Genomic DNA, 18,873 nt, shown 5'->3' on the forward strand with positions numbered 1-18,873 from the left:
TGTTGTCACGGTAACTCCTCCTGAACAATCAGCGTCTGATTCACCAAGAACGAGTGCCACGGAGCGGGGTTCTAAGGGCGAACGCAGCGGCGCGCAGCAACGCACCGGTGCCTGATCACACCGGTGGCTCGTTCTTCGACTGCGGCCCGGCCTATATTTTGGAGGGGTTTTCTGGATGGTCCGGCGCCGCCTCCGCCCTGCGGGTATTGTACTGAACGCAACCCTGCGCGCAAGGCGCATCGCAAGACGGCCTGGGCAGGGGGCGGGGCGCGCCCAAACGCTGCCGCCGGCAACCCGCCTGAGCCGCTTGCGCCCGGCCGCCTCGGCCCACCCGATCGTCTTGTGGGCGATAGCAAGATACTGAATACTATTCAGCAAGCGCCGGCCCGACCGGGGCCGGCCAGATGCAAGGCGCCTTGGGGCCATAGAGGGAAGATAAGGGGCGATGCCTGGGACCGCGACCCGACTGGCGGACACGCCGCCTGGGGCGCATCAGGCGATGTCGGCAGGCCCGAAAGCCGCTCCTACCGCCTCGACGCGGTCGTGGTTTGGGTCTCGGCGCCTCGCGGCGGCGTTCGAGGCGACGAGCCGCACCCCGCGCGTCGGGGATGCCTTGCAAGAAAAAAAGGGGGCGCCCTTAAAAATACGCCAAACGGCGTGTGGGCGTCTGACGCCAAGAGGGGCGTCCCCGTCCCTATAAACAGTCATCAGAGTAGGTGGATATCTAATGAGTACAGTTCAAGTCGGCCAACCTATCCCCGATCTGTCGGTCCAGGCAACCGATGATCAGGCGTTTCGCTTGTCGGAACTCCAAGGCCGTAATGTCGTGTTGTATTTCTACCCCAAAGACAACACCCCCGGCTGCACGACCGAAGGGCAGGATTTCCGCGACCACTACGAGGAATTCGAGAAACTGAACGCGACCATCCTCGGTGTCTCGCGCGACGACATCAAATCCCACGAGTCCTTCAAGGGCAAACAGTGCTTCCCCTTCGACCTCATCGCCGATACCGACGAAGAACTATGCCGGGCGTTCGATGTGATCAAGGAAAAGAACCTCTACGGAAAGAAGTCCATGGGGATTGAACGGAGCACCTTCATCATAGATGGCCAAGGAGTGCTGCGGCGCGAGTATCGCAAGGTCAAAGTCGACGGCCATGTCCTTGCCGTATTGCGAGACCTGCGCGAGATCGTAGCGCGCTGATGAACGGCCCGCGCAAGCTCTTTGTCCTCGACGCCACGGTCCTGACTCACGATCCGGCGGCCCTCTATCGATTCGAGGAGCATGACGTTTACGTGCCGATTGCGGTCTTGGAGGATCTCGACGCCCACAAAGAGGGCAGCTCGGAGACTGCTCGCAACGCCCGCCAGGCCAGTCGCTTTCTCGACGACACCCTGAGCACAGCCGCCGACCTCGCAAACGGCGCCCCGCTCCCCCACGTGGACGGCGCGGCGGCGGGACACCTCTTTATCCCGCTCGGCGGCCCGCGCAGCGCGCTGCCAGCCGCCCTGCCTACCCACAGCATCGGCAACCAACTCCTCTCCATTACACGCGATCTCGCGGACGAACATCGGGGGCGCGAGGCGATCCTCGTCACCAAGGACATCAATCTCCGCATCAAGGCACGCGCCCTGGGCCTCAAGGCCGAGGACTACACGAGCGAGCGGGTCTTGGACGACGCCGATCTTTTGTACCGGGGCATCGGGGAATTGCGGCTTACGCCCTCGGACACAGTCGAGGCGCTCCCCACCACGACCCCGGCCCGCGCGGCCTTCGAGGTCCGAGGGGCCGCGACCGCGGCCTGGCATGTCGGCGAATTCCTGCTCGGCGACGAGGCCTCCCTGCCCGATACCATCGTGCGGGAAGTCGGGCCCGGGCGCGCGCGCCTCGAGGCCGTGCTCGACTACACGGAGGACGAACGGCCGGTGTGGGGGGTCCGCGCGCGCAACCGCGAGCAGAACTTCGCGCTCAATCTTCTCATGGACCCGGACATCGACTTCGTCACCCTGCTGGGCCAAGCCGGCACCGGCAAGACCCTGCTGACGCTGGCCGCGGGCCTCCATCAGACCATAGAGCACCAACGCTACGCAGAGATCATCATGACGCGCGTGACCATACCGGTAGGGGAAGACATCGGCTTCCTGCCAGGCACCGAAGAAGAGAAGATGAGCCCGTGGATGGGGGCCCTCGAGGACAATCTCGATATCCTGAATCAGGGAGAGTCCCAGGGCCGCGGGCACTCGCAATGGGTGCGGGCCGCGGCCTCCGATCTGATGCGCGCCCGTATCCGGGTCAAGAGCCTGAACTTCATGCGCGGCCGCACTTTCCTGCGGAAATTCATCATCATCGATGAGGCGCAAAACCTGAGCGCACACCAAATGAAGACGCTCATCACCCGCGCGGGACCCGGCAGCAAGGTCGTGTGTCTCGGCAATATCGCCCAGATCGACAGCCCCTATCTCACCGAGACGACCTCGGGCCTCACCTACGTCGTGGACCGCTTCAAGGGCTGGGCCCATGGCGGCCACGTCACCCTGGCGCGTGGTGAGCGCTCGCGTCTCGCCGACTACGCGACCGCGGCCCTATAGGGCACGAACAGGGGGGCGGGGCGGTAAACGTACCCGGCGATCAGCACTCCTCAGTCCCTAGGCGAGATAACGTAACCAGAGCGCGAGCGCCACGAGCGTCACCAATAGGATAAAGGGCGTCATGACGAGCCCGGCACGCATATAGGTCTTCCACGATATGACCTCGCCCTTACGGGCCAGCACGTGCAACCATAGGAGCGTGGCGAGACTCCCCAGGGGCGTGAACTTCGGACCGATGTCGCAACCGATCACGTTGGCATAGATCATCGCCTCGCGCGTAGCGGCGGGGACCGTCCCCATGTCGTGGATGGCGAGCGAGCCTATGAGGACTGTGGGCATATTATTCATGATCGCCGACAGCAAGGCCGTGAGGAAGCCGGTCCCGACGGTGGCCACCAGAAGTCCGTGGGCGGCCAATACCCGCAAGAGGCGCGCAAGCCAGACTGTAAGTCCCGCGTCACGCAGGCCGTAGACCACGAGATACATGCCGAGACTGAAAACGACGATCTGCCACGGGGCCTCGCGCAACACGCGCCCCACCGGGACCACAGCCCCCCTGCCGCCCGCCCAGACGCGACCGGCCACGAGCAAAAGGATGAGGGCGGCGATGCCCGTGAGCAAGGACACGGGCACGTGGAGCCGCCCGGCCAGAAAGTAGCTCGCAAGCAGCAGGCCGAGGATGGGCCACGACAGGCGGAACAGGAGGGCATCCTTGACTGCGCTTCGCGGCTCATCGAGACGCGTGACATCGTAGCTCTGCGGGATGTCGCGCCGGTAATAGAGCCAGAGCATGGCGAAGGTGGCGAGACCGGCGACGATGTCGACGGGGGTCATCACAATAGCGTAGCGGCGAAACGGGATCCCGAAAAAGTCGGCCGATACGATATTCACAAGGTTCGATATCACAAACGGCAACGACGTCGTGTCGGCGATGAAGCCGGTACCCATTACGAAGGCGAGGGCGGCACTCGGACGAAACCCTAAGGCCACCAGCATGGCCAGCACGATGGGCGTCAAGATGAGCGCGGCGCCATCGTTGGCAAAGAAGGCGGCCACCAAGCCTCCCAACAGAATAATAAGCGGAAAGAGGCGGCCGCCACGCCCGCGTCCAGCCCGCGCCATATGCAGAGCCGCCCAATGGAAAAAGCCGGCCTCGTCCAGGAAGAGCGAGATCACGATCAGGCCCACGAAGGTCAAAGTCGCGTTCCAGACGATGGCCCACACGGTCGGAATGTTGTCGAGATGCACGACCCCGAGCGCCAAAGCCAGGACCGCGCCTATGGTGGCGCCCCACCCGATACCGAGCCCTCTGGGCTGCGCGATCACCAGAACAAGCGTGAACACGAAGACCGCCACTGCCAACACCATGCCCCATCCTCCCCTGCGCGGTCCGAGACCCGCTCAAACGACCGTCAACACCCCTTCGAGCGACCCGGCATCGGCACCACGGTCGGCACGCAACAGGGGCGCTCCGCGCGAGCCTCGTCGGCGAATACCCGCGCTTCGCCCATGGTGCGAAACGCCTCCCACGGCACGCCTTGGGGGTCGAATACCCAGGATTTTTCGGATTGGGCATAACAACATGCGCTCATGCCCTCTTCCACCATCGGTGCCGCCAATTGCGCCAGACGCTCCGCGAGCGCCGCCGACTCTTGCTCGCTGTCCACTTGAATGCCGAGGTGATTCAGCCCGGGCTTCGCCCCATGCGTGGAGATCGCGAAATTGACCCGAGGATCTTCCAGCATCCACTTGGCGTAATCCGGCTTCAGAACGCTCGGGGGATGGGCAAAAAGCCCCGAGTAGAACGCCACACTGGTGGCGAGATCGCTTACCGTCAAATGGATATGCATGCGCTTCATCACTTATCACTCCTATCGTGGGGTTCGCAACACACCGCACCCTGGGCTTGCAGGGCCTTAACGCGCAGCGCGTCGCGCGCGAACGCCTCGGCGCCCGGCCCCGCGCGCAGCACCGCAATGATATCCGCCACCCAAGGCGCGAGACTCGGGCGCCGCTTGTAGTACACCCAGGTGCCGCGCTTGCGCGCAATGACAAGCTCGCCTGCGCGCAAGACCGCCAAGTGGCGCGAGACGACCGCCTGCGGCAGATCCACGCCCGCCACCAGATCGCAGACACAGAGCTCACCGAAGCCCTCCAGCAAGAGCAGGAGGCGGCGGCGCGTATCGTGGCTCAGTACGGAAAAGAGGTCGTCCTCGGTAGGCATGGGCTTATATATATCCGATTCGATATATATAAGCAAGCACATATAGCGGCACGACCCTGGGCAGGAAAGGAACGCGCGCTAGCGGCTGGGGAGCCCCGCTTCGGCAAAGAAGGGGAGTCCGACGCCCGCGACTTCGTGCGCTGCGGGGATACCATAATGCTCCGGATACTCGACCGCCTCGAAATACAGGCCGTGGGGCGATGCCGTATTGCCGGCCGCCGCGCGCTCGCGGGCAGCGAGGACCTCGCCTGCCCAACACACCGGATGCTCCCCCGCCCCGATCGCAGCCAGCACCCCCGCGATATTGCGCACCATGTGATGAAGAAAGGCATCGGCGCGGATCAGCATGACCACGAGAGGGCCGCTGCGCTCGACGGACAACGCATGGACCGTACGTACGGGCGACTTGGCCTGACACTGGGCAGCCCGGAAGGCGCTGAAATCGTGACAGCCGAGGAGCGCCGTGGCCGCCTCCTGCATACGCGCGGCATCGAGCGGTCGATACTCGAAGCTCACTTGATCACGAAAGACCGCGGGGCGCACTCGCCGGTTGAGCCAAATATAGCGGTAGCGGCGGGCACGCGCCGAGAATCGCGCATGAAAATCCCCCGCCACAGGCTGTGCCCACTGGACCGCCACATCCTCACCGAGATGGGCGTTGGTACCGCGCACGAAGGCCTCCGCTCGACGCATAGCCTCGCTGTCGAAATGGACCACCTGACCCAGGGCGTGCACGCCCGTATCCGTCCGTCCAGCAGCGATGACACGTATCGGCTCGCACGCGACCGCCGCAAGCGCCCCCTCGAGGGCGTCCTGCACGGTTGGCACCCCGACCTGGCTTTGCCAGCCGCGAAACCGGGCGCCGTTATATTCGACGCCGAGCGCCCAGCGGGTCACGAGCCGACGGCAAGATCGATCAGGCCGCGCACAGCCTCGGGCACCACCTTACCGCGCGTGGCGCGCACCCCTTGGAAGCGCTTGCGATCGGCCGCCGACAGAGACACCGATTTGCGCGCGCCAACGAGCACCAAGGTCTGCCCGGCCTCGCCTGCGGCCACCGCGACCAGCTTCTCGCCCTGTGCGTCCAGGAGCTTCACGCCGCGCCCCTTGGGCATAACCGACAGATCGGCCTCGGCGAGGACGAGCAGCCGCGTGGCCGTCGCGCATGCGATAAAGCCCCCTTTCGCCACCACCACGGGCTTCAGCAGCGACGCCCCAGCTTCGAGCTTCACGATGGCCTTGCCGGCCTTCGCGCGCGTCTGAAGGTCACCGAGCAGAGCCTTGAAGCCATACCCGCTATCGGCCACGAGCAAGGCCTCGTCGCCGTCGTCGCCCATCAAGACACCCTTGAATTCGACCCCCGCCTCCGGCTCCAAGGTCTTCGACAAGGGTTCCCCGAAACCTCGCGCCGAGGGGAGCTTGTGGGCAAGGACCGCGTAACTGCGGCCGGCACCGTCCAGAAAGATTGCAAACTGCGTACTGCGCCCGCGCGCCGACTGACGGAAAGCATCCCCCGTGCGGTAGGAGAGTGCCGCGCCGTCCACCTCATGGCCGCGGGCCTGACGCACCCAACCATTCGCCGACAACACGACCGTGACGGGTTCAGCTGCCAGATCGCCCGGCTCTATGGACCGAGCGGCCGGCCGCTCACGCAAAGGCGAACGGCGATCATCGCCATAGTCGGCTGCGTCACGCGTGATCTCGTCTTTCACAAAACGCCGCAATCGCGCCTGCGAACCCAGGAGACGCTCGAGCCCGGCGCGTTCGTCGGTAAGCCGGTCGTGCTCCTCCTTGAGCTTGATCTCCTCGAGCTTTGCCAGTTGCCGCAGACGAATCTCGAGCACGGCATCGGCCTGGCGCTCGCTCAGGGCGAACCGCGCCATCAAGGCCTCACGGGGCTCATCCTCGGTCCGGATGATGCGTATGACCTCGTCCAGATGCGCGAAGATCGTGAGCAGCCCCTCGAGGATGTGCAGACGCTCGTTGATCTTGTCGAGCCTAAAGGCGAGCCGTTTGCGTACCGTCTCCACGCGAAACACGAGCCACTCCGAAAGTAGCTCGCGCAGACCGTAGACGCGCGGCCGACCGTCTGACCCTATGAGGTTCAGATTGACCCGGTAACTCTTTTCCAGATCGGTCGTTGCGAACAAGTGGCTCATGAGCGCCTCGACGTCCACACGGTTTGAGCGCGGAACGATCACGAGCCGGGTCGGGTTTTCGTGATCTGATTCGTCGCGCAAATCCTCCACCATGGGCAGCTTCTTGTTGCGCATCTGCTCGGCAATCTGCTCCAGGATCCTCGATCCCGACGCCTGATGGGGCAGGGCCGTAACCACGATCGCGCCATCCTCCTGCTCCCAGACCGCGCGCGCCCGCACCGAGCCCGTGCCGCTACGATAGAAGGCCAGGATGTCTTCACGGGGCGTCACGATTTCGGCGCCGGTCGGATAGTCCGGCGCGAGCACATGTTCACAAAGCTCCTCGACGCTCGCCTTAGGCTCATCCAAGAGCCGCACGCAGGCGGCGGCGATCTCGCGTGCGTTGTGCGGCGGTATGTCGGTCGCCATGCCCACAGCGATGCCGGTGGCCCCATTCAACAGCACATGGGGCAGGCGCGCGGGCAAGAGCTTGGGCTCCTCGAGCGTGCCGTCGAAATTCGGCACCCAGTCGACGGTGCCCTGCCCAAGCTCCGCCAACAACACGTCGGCGAAGCGCGACAAGCGCGCCTCGGTGTAGCGCATGGCCGCAAAAGACTTGGGGTCATCCGGGGAACCCCAGTTGCCCTGACCATCCACGAGCGGATAGCGATAACTGAAGGGTTGGGCCATGAGAACCATGGCCTCATAGCAGGCCGTATCGCCATGCGGATGAAATTTACCGAGGCAATCGCCGACAGTACGCGCCGACTTTTTGAATTTCGCGCCCGCGGCGAGCGCAAGCTCGGACATAGCGTAAACGATCCTGCGCTGCACAGGCTTTAGGCCGTCGCCGATATGCGGCAGGGCACGGTCCAGGATGACGTACATCGAATAATCGAGGTAGGCCTTTTCCGTGAAGCCCACGACCGGCATCTGCTCGCCAAAAAGTTCGGTCTGCTCCATTACGCCACCTCCGCCTTGTCACCGCTCGCCTCAAGCCAGCGCCTGCGATCCGCAGCGCGCTTCTTGCCAAGCAGCATATCGAAGGAGGCGTCCGTGCCGTCATCGTCGACAAGCACGAGACGCACGAGCCTGCGCGTGTCCGGATTCATGGTCGTCTCGCGCAGCTGCACCGGATTCATCTCGCCCAAACCCTTGAACCGCTGGACATTGGGCTTCATGCGCCCGCGGCCTGCGGCGATCTTGTCGAGCACCCCCTGCCTTTCGTTGTCATCCAGCGCGTAATAGACGTCCTTGCCGGCGTCGATCCGATACAAGGGCGGCATGGCCACATGCACGCGACCGGCGGCCACGAGCGGACGGAAGTGACGCACGAAGAGCGCACACAACAAGGTCGCGATATGCGCCCCGTCGGAATCGGCGTCCGCCAGGATGCAGACCTTTCCGTAGCGCAGGCCCTCCACGGAATCGGAACCCGGATCAACCCCCAGGGCAACGGCAATGTCATGCACCTCCTGGGAGGCGAGGATCTCGTTTGAGTCCACCTCCCATGTGTTCAGTATCTTCCCGCGCAGGGGCATGATGGCCTGGAAGGTGCGGTCACGCGCCTGCTTGGCGGACCCGCCGGCGGAATCGCCTTCCACAAGGAAGAGCTCCGTGCGGGCCAGATCCTGCATCGTGCAATCGGCAAGCTTACCAGGCAAGGCCGGGCCGTTGACCGCCTTCTTGCGTTCGACGCGCTTGGAGCGCCGCTCGCGGGCCTGTGCGCACTCGATGACGATCTTCGCGATCTCCGTCCCTTCGGCGACATGCGCGTTCAGCCACAGGGCAAAGCCATCCTTCACCACCCCAGACACGAACGAGGCCGCCTCACGCGACGTGAGCCGCTCCTTGGTCTGGCCCGAGAACTGTGGCTCCCTCAGTTTGGCGGACAACACAAAAGCGATCCGCTCCCATACGTCCTCTCCCGCGAGCTTCAAGCCACGCGGCAGGAGGTTACGGAACTCACAGAACTCCCGCAGCGCATCGGTGAGCCCGACGCGAAAACCATTCACGTGCGTGCCTTCCTGAGTGGTCGGAATGAGATTCACGTAACTCTCCCGGACTGGTGCCGGACCCTCCTCGGCAGCCCACGCCGCCGCCCACTCGGCCTGCTCGCCGCCGCCCGCCATGGCCCCAATGAACGGCGTGGACGGGAAAAATTCGCGATCGTCGAGCGACTCGGCCAAATATTGCCCGAGGCCATCCTCGTAATGCCATTCGGCGTCGTCGTTTGGATCCTGCTCCGAGCGGAACACGACCCGCAGGCCCGGGCAGAGCACCGCCTTGGCCTTCAACAAATGCTTTAGACGGGCGGGAAGAAATTTGGCGCTGTCGAAATAACGGGCCTCCGGCCAGAACCTGAGCGTGGTGCCGGTCTCCTTGCGCGGAACCGACCCAATCACCGCCAGGTCCTCCACCTTTTCGCCGCGCGAAAACGCCATGCGATAGGATTGCCCGCCCCGCTTGACCGTAACCTCGAGGCGTTCTGACAAGGCATTGACCACAGAGACGCCGACGCCGTGCAGCCCCCCCGAAAAGGTATAGTTCTTCCCGGAGAATTTACCGCCCGCGTGCAGACGGGTTAGGATCACCTCGACGCCGCTGATGCCCTCCTCCGGATGGAGGTCGACCGGCATCCCGCGCCCGTCATCCTCAACCGACAACGAGTCATCCTTATACAAAGTCACGACGATCCGATGTGCATGACCACTTATGGCCTCGTCGACGGAGTTGTCTATGACCTCCTGCGCCAAGTGATGCGGCCGATCGGTCTGCGTATACATCCCGGGGCGTCGCCGAACCGGCTCGAGCCCCGTCAGAACCTCGATGTCGGAGGCGTCGTAACGCGCCATCAGGCAAAATCCGCGAGCAGCGCCGCGCGTTGACGCTCAGTGAGGACGGTCTCGTCGCGATAGGCGGCATGATCTATACCGCAAGCGATGAGCTCCCCAGCCCGGGCGGCGGCCACGATACCACCTCCAAGATCAAAGCGCAGAAAATGCACAGACGAGGTCTTCTCGTCATTCTCGCGACCCATGTCCTCATCGGCCACCGCATAGATCCGCGGCCGTTCCCCCACCCGTACATAGACCCGGGACCCGACCCCACCGAGCTTGGCGAGCGCGGCGCGGCGTTCGGCCACGTCCTCGTACTCGAGCATGAAGGTCGCCTTCCAATTGGCGCCATCCGGTATGAGGGGGTTATAAGCCTTCAATTCCTCCTCGATCTCGCTCGCCTCGAAGATCTTCTCGATACGCAGCATCTCCTGGACCTGATACTGGATCGTGAGCCTATCTTCGAAATAGAGCCGCGCATACGGCCCTATCGCGATCTGCCGGTCGCGCTTGTGCGCCATGACGCGGGCCCGGAACGCGGGCCGCTCCTCGGCGTATCTCTCAAGAGACATCAGGTCTTTGCGTGTCAGTGCCTGCATGGAACCTCCTTGCCCTCAGTCTTTGTCCTTACGCTCGCGGGCGACGATGCTGCCGTCCTGGAAAAGGTTTGCTTTAAGCTCGTGATCGAACGCCGGGTCATGCCGCCTTATCCATTCAAGCACCATGGCCGCATGCTCCTTCTCCTCGTCCCGGTTGTGGGCCAGAATGGCCCGCAACTCTGGATCCTGGCAGGCGTCGACCCGCTGCTGATACCAATCCACCGCCTCAAGCTCCTCCATGAGCGATATGATCGCCCTGTGCATATCCCGGGTCGTCTGGGTCAGATCAGACGCCGCCTCGTGCAAGTCCTCGTGCGCCATATGCCTTCCTCCTTATCGGTTGGTCCGTCAATCGATGCCGTAGGCGCGACGCAGCAGCGCGAACCGTGATACGGGCTGCGCCTCGCTCCCAAGCCCTTGCGCGAGATGGTGGCCTGCGATGGGGCAATCACTCATGAAGTAATCGGGCTCGGCCGCGAGGATGCGCGCTACCACCGGTCGCCCGATCTTGACGGCATCCTCATAGAATTCCTTTTTGACACCGTAGGTCCCGTCATGCCCCGAACAACGCTCTATCACTTCCACCGAGGTCCCCGGGACCATCATCAAAAGATCCCGCGTCTTCAAGCCGATGTTCTGCACGCGTTGATGGCAAGGGACATGATAGGCTACCTTGCCGAGACGCTCCTGGAAATCGGTATTCATGCGACCGGCCTTGTGGCGCAAGAGCAGATAGTCGAACGGATCGAACATCGCGTTCTTGACCTTGGTCACCGCCTCGTCCTCCGGAAATAAGAGCGGCAGTTCCTGCTTGAACATCAAGACGCACGAGGGTACTGGGGCCACGATATCGAAGCCCTGGTCGACCAAGGCGGCGAGCGCGGGTATGTTGGCCTCTTTGAGCGAAGCCACGCCCTCCAGGTCGCCGACCTCAAGCTTTGGCATCCCACAGCAGCGCTCCGATTCGAAGATGCGTACGGCGATACCGTTGTGCTCGAACACGCGCCCGAGGTCTGCAGCAAGCTCCGGCTCGTTGTAGTTACCAAAACAGGTTGCAAACAAGACGACCTGACCCCGGGTGTCGGGCGTAGGTTCCGGTTTCAGAGGTGCCGGCCGCCAAGTCTTGCGAAAGGTGCGGCTGTGGTAGGCCGGCAGACGTGCCCGGGCGTCGACACCGAGCGTGGACTGCAAGAGCCCCCGCGCCACGGAATTACGGTTCGCGGCATTCACGATCTGGGTGACGACCGGGATCCCGGCAAGCCTGCCGACGGCATCTGTGTTTGTTAGGACGCGATCACGCAAGCGGGTCTTACCCGCGCGGAACTTGGCCGCCTTGGCACGCAGCATCAGGTGCGGAAAGTCCACGTTCCATGGATGAGGCGGCACATAGGGGCATTTCGTCATATAACACATATCGCAGAGATAGCATTGGTCGACCACCTTCGCGTAATCGGCACGATCGACGCTTTCCAGCTCCATATCGGCCGAGTTATCTATGAGATCGAAGAGCGTGGGAAAGGCTTGGCACAGATTAAAGCAGCGCCGGCACCCGTGACAGATATCGAAAACCCGGGTCAGTTCGGTTTCAAGGGCGGCAGCATCGGTAAAGAGCGGGTCCCGCCAGGCAATCGGGTGACGCGTCGGCGCCTCGAGATTCCCTTCCCGGTTGACCACGGACTTTTCCGTATCCTTCTCCATAACCCCCCCTGAAAAATGAAGACGGGCCGGCATCGCCGACCCGCCCCCCTTTACTGTGCCGTATTGTAAAGACTTACTTGCCGAGGCTGTCGAGCGCCTTTTGGAACCGGTTGGCGTGCGACCGCTCAGCCTTGGCGAGGGTCTCGAACCAATCGGCAATCTCATCGAAGCCCTCGCCGCGCGCAGTCTTGGCCATACCCGGATACATATCGGTATACTCATGGGTCTCGCCTGCGATCGCGGCCTTCAGGTTGTTCGAGGTGCTGCCGATCGGCAGGTCGGTGGCGGGGTCACCGACGGCCTCCATATACTCCAGATGACCGTGGGCATGGCCGGTTTCTCCCTCAGCGGTCGAGCGGAATACCGCGGAGACGTCATTATAACCCTCGACGTCGGCCTTGGCGGCGAAATACAGGTAGCGGCGGTTGGCTTGCGACTCACCGGCAAATGCGGCCTTGAGATTATCGTGTGTTTTGGTACCTTTCAGGTTCATTGTCGTGCTCCATGTGGTTGTAACTTTAGAATCAGTCTAAATTATAGGGGGATCCCGGTCAAGCCCCGGGCGGTCTGAAAAACACCATACTGGCTAACGGCGCCAAGTCAACTACTATGATATCAAGCTCACCACAATCTCAGGCAAGGTTGAGTCAGCATCTATGGCAACAGTCAATCCGATGGCAAACGGCGGCGTACTCCTAACTGGCCTCGCGGCGCGTCTCGTCCGCGACCAGCTGTTGACGCCGGCCGAGGCGGAGCGCCTGAACGCGGAGTCGTTGACCAATAAGGTCTCCTTTGTGACACGCTTGGTGGAGAGCAAAAAGCTCGATGCCCTAACCGTCGCCAAGACCGCCTCCGAGGAATTCGGCATCCCGCTGCTCGACATCAACGCCTTCGACAACGAAACCTTCCCGATCAAGCTTGTCGACGCCAAGCTCATCAGGCGCCACCGTGTCCTGCCGATCTTCAAGCGCGGCAACCGCCTGTTCGTGGCGGTGGCGGACCCGACCAACCTGGCAGCCCTCGACGAAATTAAATTCAATACCGGCTTACTTCCAGAGCCTCTGCTGGTCGAGGAAGGCAAGCTTGGGAACATCATAGATCGCAACCTTACCCAGCAAGATGGGTCGCTGGCTGACATGGCGGCCAGCGAAGGCCTGGAAAACATCGATGTGAGCGGCGATACAGAGCCGACCACCGAAGCTGCCGAAAGCGACATCAACGACAAACCGATCGTCCGCTTCGTCAACAAGATCCTGCTCGACGCCATCAACCGCGGGGCCTCGGACATCCATATCGAGCCCTACGAGCGGATTTACCGCGTGCGCTTCCGCACAGACGGCGTCCTTCAGGAAGTCGCGTCCCCGCCCATCGCGCTCGCCGCACGGATCGCGGCGCGCGTCAAGATCCTGGCGCGGCTCGATATCTCGGAACGCCGTGTCCCACAGGATGGACGGATGAAGATCCGCGTCTCGAAGACCCGCGCGATCGATTTCCGTGTCAGCACCCTGCCCACGCTCTTTGGCGAAAAGGTCGTGCTGCGCCTCCTCGATCCGGCATCGGCGTCACTAGGCGTCGACAAGCTTGGCTTCGAGGCGGAACAGAGGGCCATCTATCTTGAGGCGATTGAGCGCCCCTACGGCATGGTGCTCGTCACCGGGCCTACCGGAAGCGGTAAGACCGTCACCCTATACACCGCGCTCAATATTCTGAATACCGCGGACCGGAACATCTCGACTGCGGAGGACCCAGTCGAAATCAACCTCGCCGGCATCAATCAGGTCAATATCAACGAGCGTGCGAAACTCACCTTCGCGACCGCGCTGCGCGCCTTTCTGCGCCAGGACCCGGACATCATCATGGTCGGTGAGATCCGCGACCTAGAGACAGCCGAGATCGCCATCAAGGCGGCACAGACCGGTCACATGGTCATCTCCACCTTGCATACAAACGACGCACCACAGACCCTGGGGCGACTCGTCAACATGGGTGTGCCGCCTTTCAATATCGCTTCGGCAGTCAATCTCATCATCGCCCAGCGCCTAGCCCGTCGATTGTGCGTGCACTGCCGCAAACCCGTAAAGCTCCCCGAGACCACCCTGCGTCAGGTGGGCTTTCATGAGGCCGACATCCCAAACCTCAATATCTACGGCCCAGTTGGATGCGATCAATGCAACGGCGGCTATAAGGGCCGGGTGGGCATCTATCAGGTCATGCCCGTGAGCCCGGCCATCGGGCAGATCATATTGAACGGCGGCAACCCCACCGATATTGCCGCACAGGCCCAAAAAGAGGGGATTTCCGACCTCAGGCAATCGGGCCTCAGAAAAGTGCGGGAAGGCATCACGAGCCTCGAGGAAGTGGAACGCGTGACCAACGAATAGCGATCGCACAAAACTGCCCGCCGGCACAGTTCGCGCGCCCAGGGCCCGTAAGCGCGTCTCGTCGGCGACAGCAACCCTTACAGGATCTGTCGCCATTCCCCATAGGCGGTCGGCAACGACCGAGATGTTCGGAAAATGATCACCATGAACCCCACTTCTTTCGCGTCCGATCCCGTCGCAGCCTACTTGGTCGTGGGGATCTTAGGGGCTGTGGTCGGCAGCTTCCTCAGCATGCTCGTCTACCGCCTGCCGATCATTCTAAAACGCGAGTGGGATCGTGATTGCCGGGAGGCGCTCGCCCTTCCCCCGCCCGAAAAGGCCGAGACCTTCAATATCGCTTGGCCCGCGTCCCACTGCCCCCAATGTCACGCGCCCCTCAAGTTGCGCGATAACATCCCGCTCTTTGGCTTTCTGCTGCTGCGCGGCCGGTGCCGCCATTGTAGTACGTCGATTCCGCGACAATATTTCCTGATTGAGGCCCTAACGACCTTGGCGGCCCTCGTATCGGTCGCGCATTTCGGGCTCACGCCCCGTGGCGCGGGGGCCTTCCTGCTGGGGGCGGCACTCATCACGCTCACCTTCATCGATATGCGCGAGCAGATCCTTCCGGACACGATCACCCTGCCGTTTCTATGGCTGGGCCTGCTCGTCAATCGGGATGGTCTGTACGCGTCCCTGGATTCAGCGGTCCTAGGCGCGGTCGGGGCCTATCTCTTTTTATGGCTCGTGTTCCACGCCTTCCGATTAGCCACCGGCAAGGAGGGCATGGGTCAGGGGGACTTCAAGCTGTTCGCACTCGGTGGGGCATGGCTCGGCTGGCAATTGCTGCCACTCGTGCTGCTGTTTGCATCGCTGGCGGGCGCACTTTACGGCGGCGCGCTGATTCTGACGCGGCGACTGACGCGCTCGACACCCATGCCCTTCGGGCCGTTCCTATGTGCCGCGATCTGGCTTGCCCTGTTTTATGGCTGGCCGCTCATGGCCCTCTATCTGCGCGGCACGCATGTCTAGCTTTCGCGTGGCGCTGACTGGGGGCGCGGGCGCCGGCAAATCGGCCGCCGCGCAAGTGTTTGCCGAATGCGGCGCGCTCGTCGTGGACGCCGATCAGACCGCCCATGAACTCATGGAACCGGGACAACCCACCTGCGCCGCCATCATCAGCGCCTTCGGTCATGACATCGCCGATAGCGAGGGACGCATCCTGCGCGCGAGATTGCGCGAACGGGTATTTGCCGATACCGCCGCCCGTAAGACCCTTGAAGGTATCCTGCATCCACCCATCCACGAGCTCATGAAGCGTCGGTCCGAGGCTGCGCGGCCCTATGCGGTTCTCGTCATCCCCCTGCTCGCTGAGACCGGACGCCCAACCCACATAAGCCGAGTGCTCGCCGTCGAGACCGACCCCTCAAAACAGCGACACCGCCTTCAAGATCGGGGGTGGGACCCCGACACCATCGAGCGACTACTCGCGATCCAGGCGACTAGCGCCACCCGTCGCGCCTGCGCCGACGACATCATCGTCAATAACGGTTCGCTCCGCGCCCTCGCAGCCGACGTACGGGCGCTCCACAGCCGCTACCTTGCCCTCGCGGAAACCCGCTGAGGCCAGACTGCGGGGCGCTCCCGAATGCTGAGCGGCATCCCGGTAGGGCGCTGCGGGAAGCGAGTAGCGCTTCAGCTTCTGATGAACGGCGCGGCGTGTGATCCCCATCTCCCGCGCCACGGCCGTCACGTTTCCGTGGTGGCGCTCGAGGGCGTCCTGTAGTACACGCGTCTCAATGCTCTGCATGGCCTGGCGCTTGGCGACATGCAAGGGCGCACGAGCCCCGGACGCGCCGCGAACAGCGGAGCCCTGCGGCTCGTCGCGCAAACCAACGTCATCGATCAAGGATCCCGGCGTAAACAGGAAGGCCCGCTCCAGCACATTTTCGAGTTCACGGACGTTGCCCGGCCACGCATACGCCATGACCTGCGCCCAGGCGCGACCGCCCAAGCACTTACTCGGGCTGCCGTGGCGCACCGCCAGGGCCGCAAGCAGATGATGGACAAGACCCGTCACGTCCTCCGGACGTTCCCGTAAGGGAGGCACGGCTATGGGCACGACGTTCAGCCGGTAATAGAGATCGCTGCGAAAGAGCCCGGCTTCGACCAGAGATCCTATGGGCCTATTCGCGGCCGCCACGACGCGGACATCGACTTGGCGTGCCTCGCGCCCGCCAACCCGCTCGAACTCGCCTTCCTGCAAGACACGCAAAAGCTTGGCCTGCGCAAGGAGCGGCAGGCTGTCGATCTCATCCAAGAACAAGGTCCCTTGATGGGCGCGCTCAAAGAGCCCATGGTGCAGATTCTGAGCGCCCGTGAAGGCGCCCTTCTCGTGACCGAAAAGCGTAGTCTCAATCAGGTCCTGGGGGACGGCGCCACAGTTGACAGCTAGAAAGGGACGCGGGGCGCGCGGACTTAGGGCGTGCAAGGCGCGCGCTATGATCTCCTTGCCGACCCCGGTCTCGCCGCTGATCAGGACACTCGAGCGGGTGGGCGCCACGAGTTCCACGGCCTTTAGTATCTCGCGCATGGAGCGCGATTCGGCCACGATCGCGGGCGGCTTGCGGGGGCGGCCCGCGGGGCCGGCCGGACAGAGAGCGCGCGCCATCCTTTCGGCAACGCGTACGCTTATATCCCTCAGGGTCTGGTGCGACACGATCTCCTTACCTTCGCTCACATACTCATCGCCCGCTTGCCCCTCGGCCGCTTTCCGATCCGTATAGATGTCAACCTCGCAACATTCGTCGCGCAGGGCGATGCGCTTTTTCATCTCCACCTTCGCATAACCGAAACTGCGAGCGGCGATACCGCCGAAAACCGATGCGGTGGTGCGGCACAGCTCCGGGGCATCCTGCACACGCGCGCCGAAAGGGCAGCGGAGGTTTTTGACGCGCACGACCCCCGGCGGCGCCGCAACGGCGCGGAACTCACCGCCGATCGCGTTCTTAATATGCACGATGAGCCGCCCGTATTGTTCGTGGTCGAGTGTTTCTGGAAGATCCATCTGCTGGCGCGCATGGAGCTCGAGGCAGCTGCTTGCCGTAAGCCCCAGATACTCGATGGCATCGACGGATCGGCCGCCGGCCTGTCCCGAGAGCTTGGCGCTTTGTGTTACGAACATCTGAAGAAACGACAACGGGCTTAGGTCCGCAAGCGGGTCTTTAATAGTCATGATGCGAGTCCTCGGGGCTGGGGGCGCGGCCCGCGCATCCTGCGGGGTCGCGCCCTAGAGGAGGCGTAGACCCCAGTATAAGGGGGTCCGCCCGCGAACCCCAATAGGCCTAGTGATGACCGCAAGGTCCTCGACATGTCGGGCAAGGCGCAGGCGGGTGCTCGAGTGAACGTATCGCCGCCTCGCGCCCCCGAGCCATAGTCCCATGGACCGCGGGCGCGGTCGTCACAACGGGACGCAAGGGACCCGCGCAATACGGACAGTGAGGCCTAAGCGCGTGCACGGGATGACGGGCGGTGAGCCTTTGTTCGCAGCGGAGACAACGGTAATCATAAGTGGGCGCCATGGCCACCTCCAGGGCAGGGGCGGGGCGCCCCCAGGACGCCCCGCCCGATCATAGTCAGGCCCAGCGCGGCGGCTGGTGACCGCTAACGCCAAAATCGGCGGCCGTGACGTCGGTGGCCTCGCGCCCCTTCTTGTCGCTGCGCGGGGCTCGCAGGCGACGGGTCTCCACTTCCCAGATCCAGCCGCTAATGGTCACATCCTTAGGGATAAGGGGGTGGGCACGGAAGGCCTCGATCGTCTTCAAGCATGTCACATCGACGTCATCCATCATGCCTATCCATTTGGCGAACGCGCCCTTGGCCAAGGTCAGTTCCGGCAGAGTCGGATCCAGCGTCAGCTTGTCGGGATCTACGCCTCGCTCCCGCAGGACCTTTTCGAGATCCCGAGCGTTAGCCGAAAGCATCCCACACTGCGTATGCTGGACGATCACGATTTCCCTGGTGCCGAAAAACTGACAGGTCAACATGGCCGAACGGATGGCGTCGTCGGTGACGATCCCGCCCGCATTACGGAAGCAGTGCGCATCACCGCCGCCGGCGGGCGTATCCACATGAATGCCGAGCGCTTCATCCACGGGCAGGCGCTCGTCCATGCAGGCGAGAACCCACAGTCGCCGATTATTGGGGCCGTCGGCCCCGTAACGCCGCCGCTTGGCCCACTTGTCGTAAGCGCCCACCTGCGCCGTCAATTGGTCTTTCAATGTCGCCATGGCTGCTATCTCCTCTGACATGAATGAATGAACGTCCAACCGAGGCTGCAAAGTGGCGCTCGGCCCCATCTAGGGCGCAAGGACCGTGCCGATTAGGAGTTTCTGAATAATCAATAGCTTAAAGGACGCCACAGGGAAG

17 protein-coding genes and 1 pseudogene are annotated in these 18,873 nt (G+C 63.0%); 5 read left to right on the forward strand and 13 right to left on the reverse strand.

Annotated elements, in window-relative coordinates:
* Positions 1-727: 727 nt before the first annotated feature.
* Both ACYCTF_RS00895 and ACYCTF_RS00900 read left to right on the forward strand, forming a co-directional pair.
* Entirely contained in the window at positions 728-1,204 is a 477-nt protein-coding gene (locus ACYCTF_RS00895; RefSeq protein WP_461282995.1) for a peroxiredoxin, read from the forward strand.
* Positions 1,204-2,589, forward strand: a complete 1,386-nt coding sequence (locus ACYCTF_RS00900) for a PhoH family protein (RefSeq protein WP_461282996.1) — start codon at positions 1,204-1,206, stop codon at positions 2,587-2,589. Before ACYCTF_RS00895 ends, ACYCTF_RS00900 begins: the two co-directional genes overlap by 1 nt.
* A gap of 57 nt (positions 2,590-2,646) precedes the next feature.
* Here the strand turns inward: ACYCTF_RS00900 and ACYCTF_RS00905 are convergent, their stop codons facing one another.
* The 10 genes from ACYCTF_RS00905 to ACYCTF_RS00950 form a co-directional block, all read right to left on the reverse strand.
* Complete coding sequence (locus ACYCTF_RS00905; RefSeq protein ID WP_461283046.1) at positions 2,647-3,954, reverse strand: arsenic transporter; 1,308 nt, start codon at positions 3,952-3,954, stop codon at positions 2,647-2,649.
* A gap of 47 nt (positions 3,955-4,001) precedes the next feature.
* Positions 4,002-4,448 (reverse strand): ArsI/CadI family heavy metal resistance metalloenzyme, encoded by a 447-nt coding sequence (locus ACYCTF_RS00910; protein WP_461282997.1) that lies wholly within the window; start codon positions 4,446-4,448, stop codon positions 4,002-4,004.
* Positions 4,448-4,813 carry a metalloregulator ArsR/SmtB family transcription factor gene (locus ACYCTF_RS00915; protein ID WP_461282998.1) on the reverse strand — a complete coding sequence of 122 codons (366 nt, stop codon included), beginning with the start codon at positions 4,811-4,813 and terminating at the stop codon, positions 4,448-4,450. The genes ACYCTF_RS00910 and ACYCTF_RS00915 overlap by 1 nt, the downstream gene beginning before the upstream one ends.
* 78 nt (positions 4,814-4,891) lie before the next feature.
* The gene (gene truA, locus ACYCTF_RS00920; RefSeq protein WP_461282999.1) at positions 4,892-5,710 is read right to left on the reverse strand and encodes a tRNA pseudouridine(38-40) synthase TruA; all 819 of its coding nucleotides are present in this window, start codon (positions 5,708-5,710) and stop codon (positions 4,892-4,894) included.
* Positions 5,707-7,914 (reverse strand): DNA topoisomerase IV subunit A, encoded by a 2,208-nt coding sequence (gene parC, locus ACYCTF_RS00925; protein WP_461283000.1) that lies wholly within the window; start codon positions 7,912-7,914, stop codon positions 5,707-5,709. The genes truA and parC overlap by 4 nt, the downstream gene beginning before the upstream one ends.
* The gene (gene parE / locus ACYCTF_RS00930) at positions 7,914-9,806 is read right to left on the reverse strand and encodes a DNA topoisomerase IV subunit B (protein WP_461283001.1); all 1,893 of its coding nucleotides are present in this window, start codon (positions 9,804-9,806) and stop codon (positions 7,914-7,916) included. Before parE ends, parC begins: the two co-directional genes overlap by 1 nt.
* Positions 9,806-10,387 carry a DUF3501 family protein gene (locus ACYCTF_RS00935; protein ID WP_461283002.1) on the reverse strand — a complete coding sequence of 194 codons (582 nt, stop codon included), beginning with the start codon at positions 10,385-10,387 and terminating at the stop codon, positions 9,806-9,808. The genes parE and ACYCTF_RS00935 overlap by 1 nt, the downstream gene beginning before the upstream one ends.
* A 15-nt stretch (positions 10,388-10,402) precedes the next feature.
* A complete protein-coding gene (locus tag ACYCTF_RS00940) occupies positions 10,403-10,708 on the reverse strand; it encodes an encapsulin-associated ferritin-like protein (RefSeq protein ID WP_461283003.1) in 306 nt (101 codons plus the stop codon).
* A 27-nt stretch (positions 10,709-10,735) separates the two neighbouring features.
* A complete protein-coding gene (locus ACYCTF_RS00945) occupies positions 10,736-12,085 on the reverse strand; it encodes a heterodisulfide reductase-related iron-sulfur binding cluster (protein WP_461283004.1) in 1,350 nt (449 codons plus the stop codon).
* A 73-nt stretch (positions 12,086-12,158) separates the two neighbouring features.
* Entirely contained in the window at positions 12,159-12,578 is a 420-nt protein-coding gene (locus ACYCTF_RS00950) for a rubrerythrin family protein (RefSeq protein ID WP_461283005.1), read from the reverse strand.
* Between the two features lie 163 nt (positions 12,579-12,741).
* Here ACYCTF_RS00950 and pilB point away from each other — a divergent pair, with 163 nt between their 5' ends.
* From pilB to coaE, 3 genes and pseudogenes are all read left to right on the forward strand, one after another.
* Positions 12,742-14,466 carry a type IV-A pilus assembly ATPase PilB gene (pilB, locus tag ACYCTF_RS00955; RefSeq protein ID WP_461283006.1) on the forward strand — a complete coding sequence of 575 codons (1,725 nt, stop codon included), beginning with the start codon at positions 12,742-12,744 and terminating at the stop codon, positions 14,464-14,466.
* A 144-nt stretch (positions 14,467-14,610) separates the two neighbouring features.
* The gene (locus tag ACYCTF_RS00960) at positions 14,611-15,477 is read left to right on the forward strand and encodes a prepilin peptidase (RefSeq protein ID WP_461283007.1); all 867 of its coding nucleotides are present in this window, start codon (positions 14,611-14,613) and stop codon (positions 15,475-15,477) included.
* Positions 15,470-15,958 (forward strand): annotated as a pseudogene (coaE, locus tag ACYCTF_RS00965) (dephospho-CoA kinase); the annotation flags it as partial. The gene ACYCTF_RS00960 and the pseudogene coaE, both read left to right, overlap by 8 nt.
* Here the strand turns inward: coaE and ACYCTF_RS00970 are convergent.
* The 3 genes from ACYCTF_RS00970 to ACYCTF_RS00980 all read right to left on the reverse strand — a co-directional run bounded on the left by ACYCTF_RS00970 (position 15,929) and on the right by ACYCTF_RS00980 (position 18,734).
* Entirely contained in the window at positions 15,929-17,680 is a 1,752-nt protein-coding gene (locus ACYCTF_RS00970) for a sigma 54-interacting transcriptional regulator (protein WP_461283008.1), read from the reverse strand. The pseudogene coaE and the gene ACYCTF_RS00970 overlap by 30 nt on opposite strands.
* A 109-nt stretch (positions 17,681-17,789) precedes the next feature.
* On the reverse strand, positions 17,790-18,026 hold the full coding sequence (locus ACYCTF_RS00975) for an FmdB family zinc ribbon protein (protein ID WP_461283009.1): 237 nt from the start codon (positions 18,024-18,026) through the stop codon (positions 17,790-17,792).
* Between the two features lie 54 nt (positions 18,027-18,080).
* A complete protein-coding gene (locus ACYCTF_RS00980) occupies positions 18,081-18,734 on the reverse strand; it encodes a beta-class carbonic anhydrase (RefSeq protein WP_461283010.1) in 654 nt (217 codons plus the stop codon).
* Positions 18,735-18,873 lie beyond the last annotated feature (139 nt).

Source organism: Acidiferrobacter sp. (genome assembly GCF_054609335.1).

Coding starts and splice junctions, on each gene's coding strand:
- ACYCTF_RS00935 (WP_461283002.1), bottom strand. CDS start 10,387: ATGCAGGCACTGACACGCAAAGACCTGATGTCTCTTGAGAGATACGCC.
- ACYCTF_RS00980 (WP_461283010.1), bottom strand. CDS start 18,734: ATGGCGACATTGAAAGACCAATTGACGGCGCAGGTGGGCGCTTACGAC.
- ACYCTF_RS00970 (WP_461283008.1), bottom strand. CDS start 17,680: ATGACTATTAAAGACCCGCTTGCGGACCTAAGCCCGTTGTCGTTTCTT.
- parE (WP_461283001.1), bottom strand. CDS start 9,806: ATGGCGCGTTACGACGCCTCCGACATCGAGGTTCTGACGGGGCTCGAG.
- ACYCTF_RS00960 (WP_461283007.1), top strand. CDS start 14,611: ATGAACCCCACTTCTTTCGCGTCCGATCCCGTCGCAGCCTACTTGGTC.
- ACYCTF_RS00915 (WP_461282998.1), bottom strand. CDS start 4,813: ATGCCTACCGAGGACGACCTCTTTTCCGTACTGAGCCACGATACGCGC.
- ACYCTF_RS00940 (WP_461283003.1), bottom strand. CDS start 10,708: ATGGCGCACGAGGACTTGCACGAGGCGGCGTCTGATCTGACCCAGACG.
- pilB (WP_461283006.1), top strand. CDS start 12,742: ATGGCAACAGTCAATCCGATGGCAAACGGCGGCGTACTCCTAACTGGC.
- ACYCTF_RS00895 (WP_461282995.1), top strand. CDS start 728: ATGAGTACAGTTCAAGTCGGCCAACCTATCCCCGATCTGTCGGTCCAG.
- ACYCTF_RS00950 (WP_461283005.1), bottom strand. CDS start 12,578: ATGAACCTGAAAGGTACCAAAACACACGATAATCTCAAGGCCGCATTT.
- ACYCTF_RS00975 (WP_461283009.1), bottom strand. CDS start 18,026: ATGGCGCCCACTTATGATTACCGTTGTCTCCGCTGCGAACAAAGGCTC.
- parC (WP_461283000.1), bottom strand. CDS start 7,914: ATGGAGCAGACCGAACTTTTTGGCGAGCAGATGCCGGTCGTGGGCTTC.
- ACYCTF_RS00900 (WP_461282996.1), top strand. CDS start 1,204: ATGAACGGCCCGCGCAAGCTCTTTGTCCTCGACGCCACGGTCCTGACT.
- ACYCTF_RS00945 (WP_461283004.1), bottom strand. CDS start 12,085: ATGGAGAAGGATACGGAAAAGTCCGTGGTCAACCGGGAAGGGAATCTC.
- ACYCTF_RS00910 (WP_461282997.1), bottom strand. CDS start 4,448: ATGAAGCGCATGCATATCCATTTGACGGTAAGCGATCTCGCCACCAGT.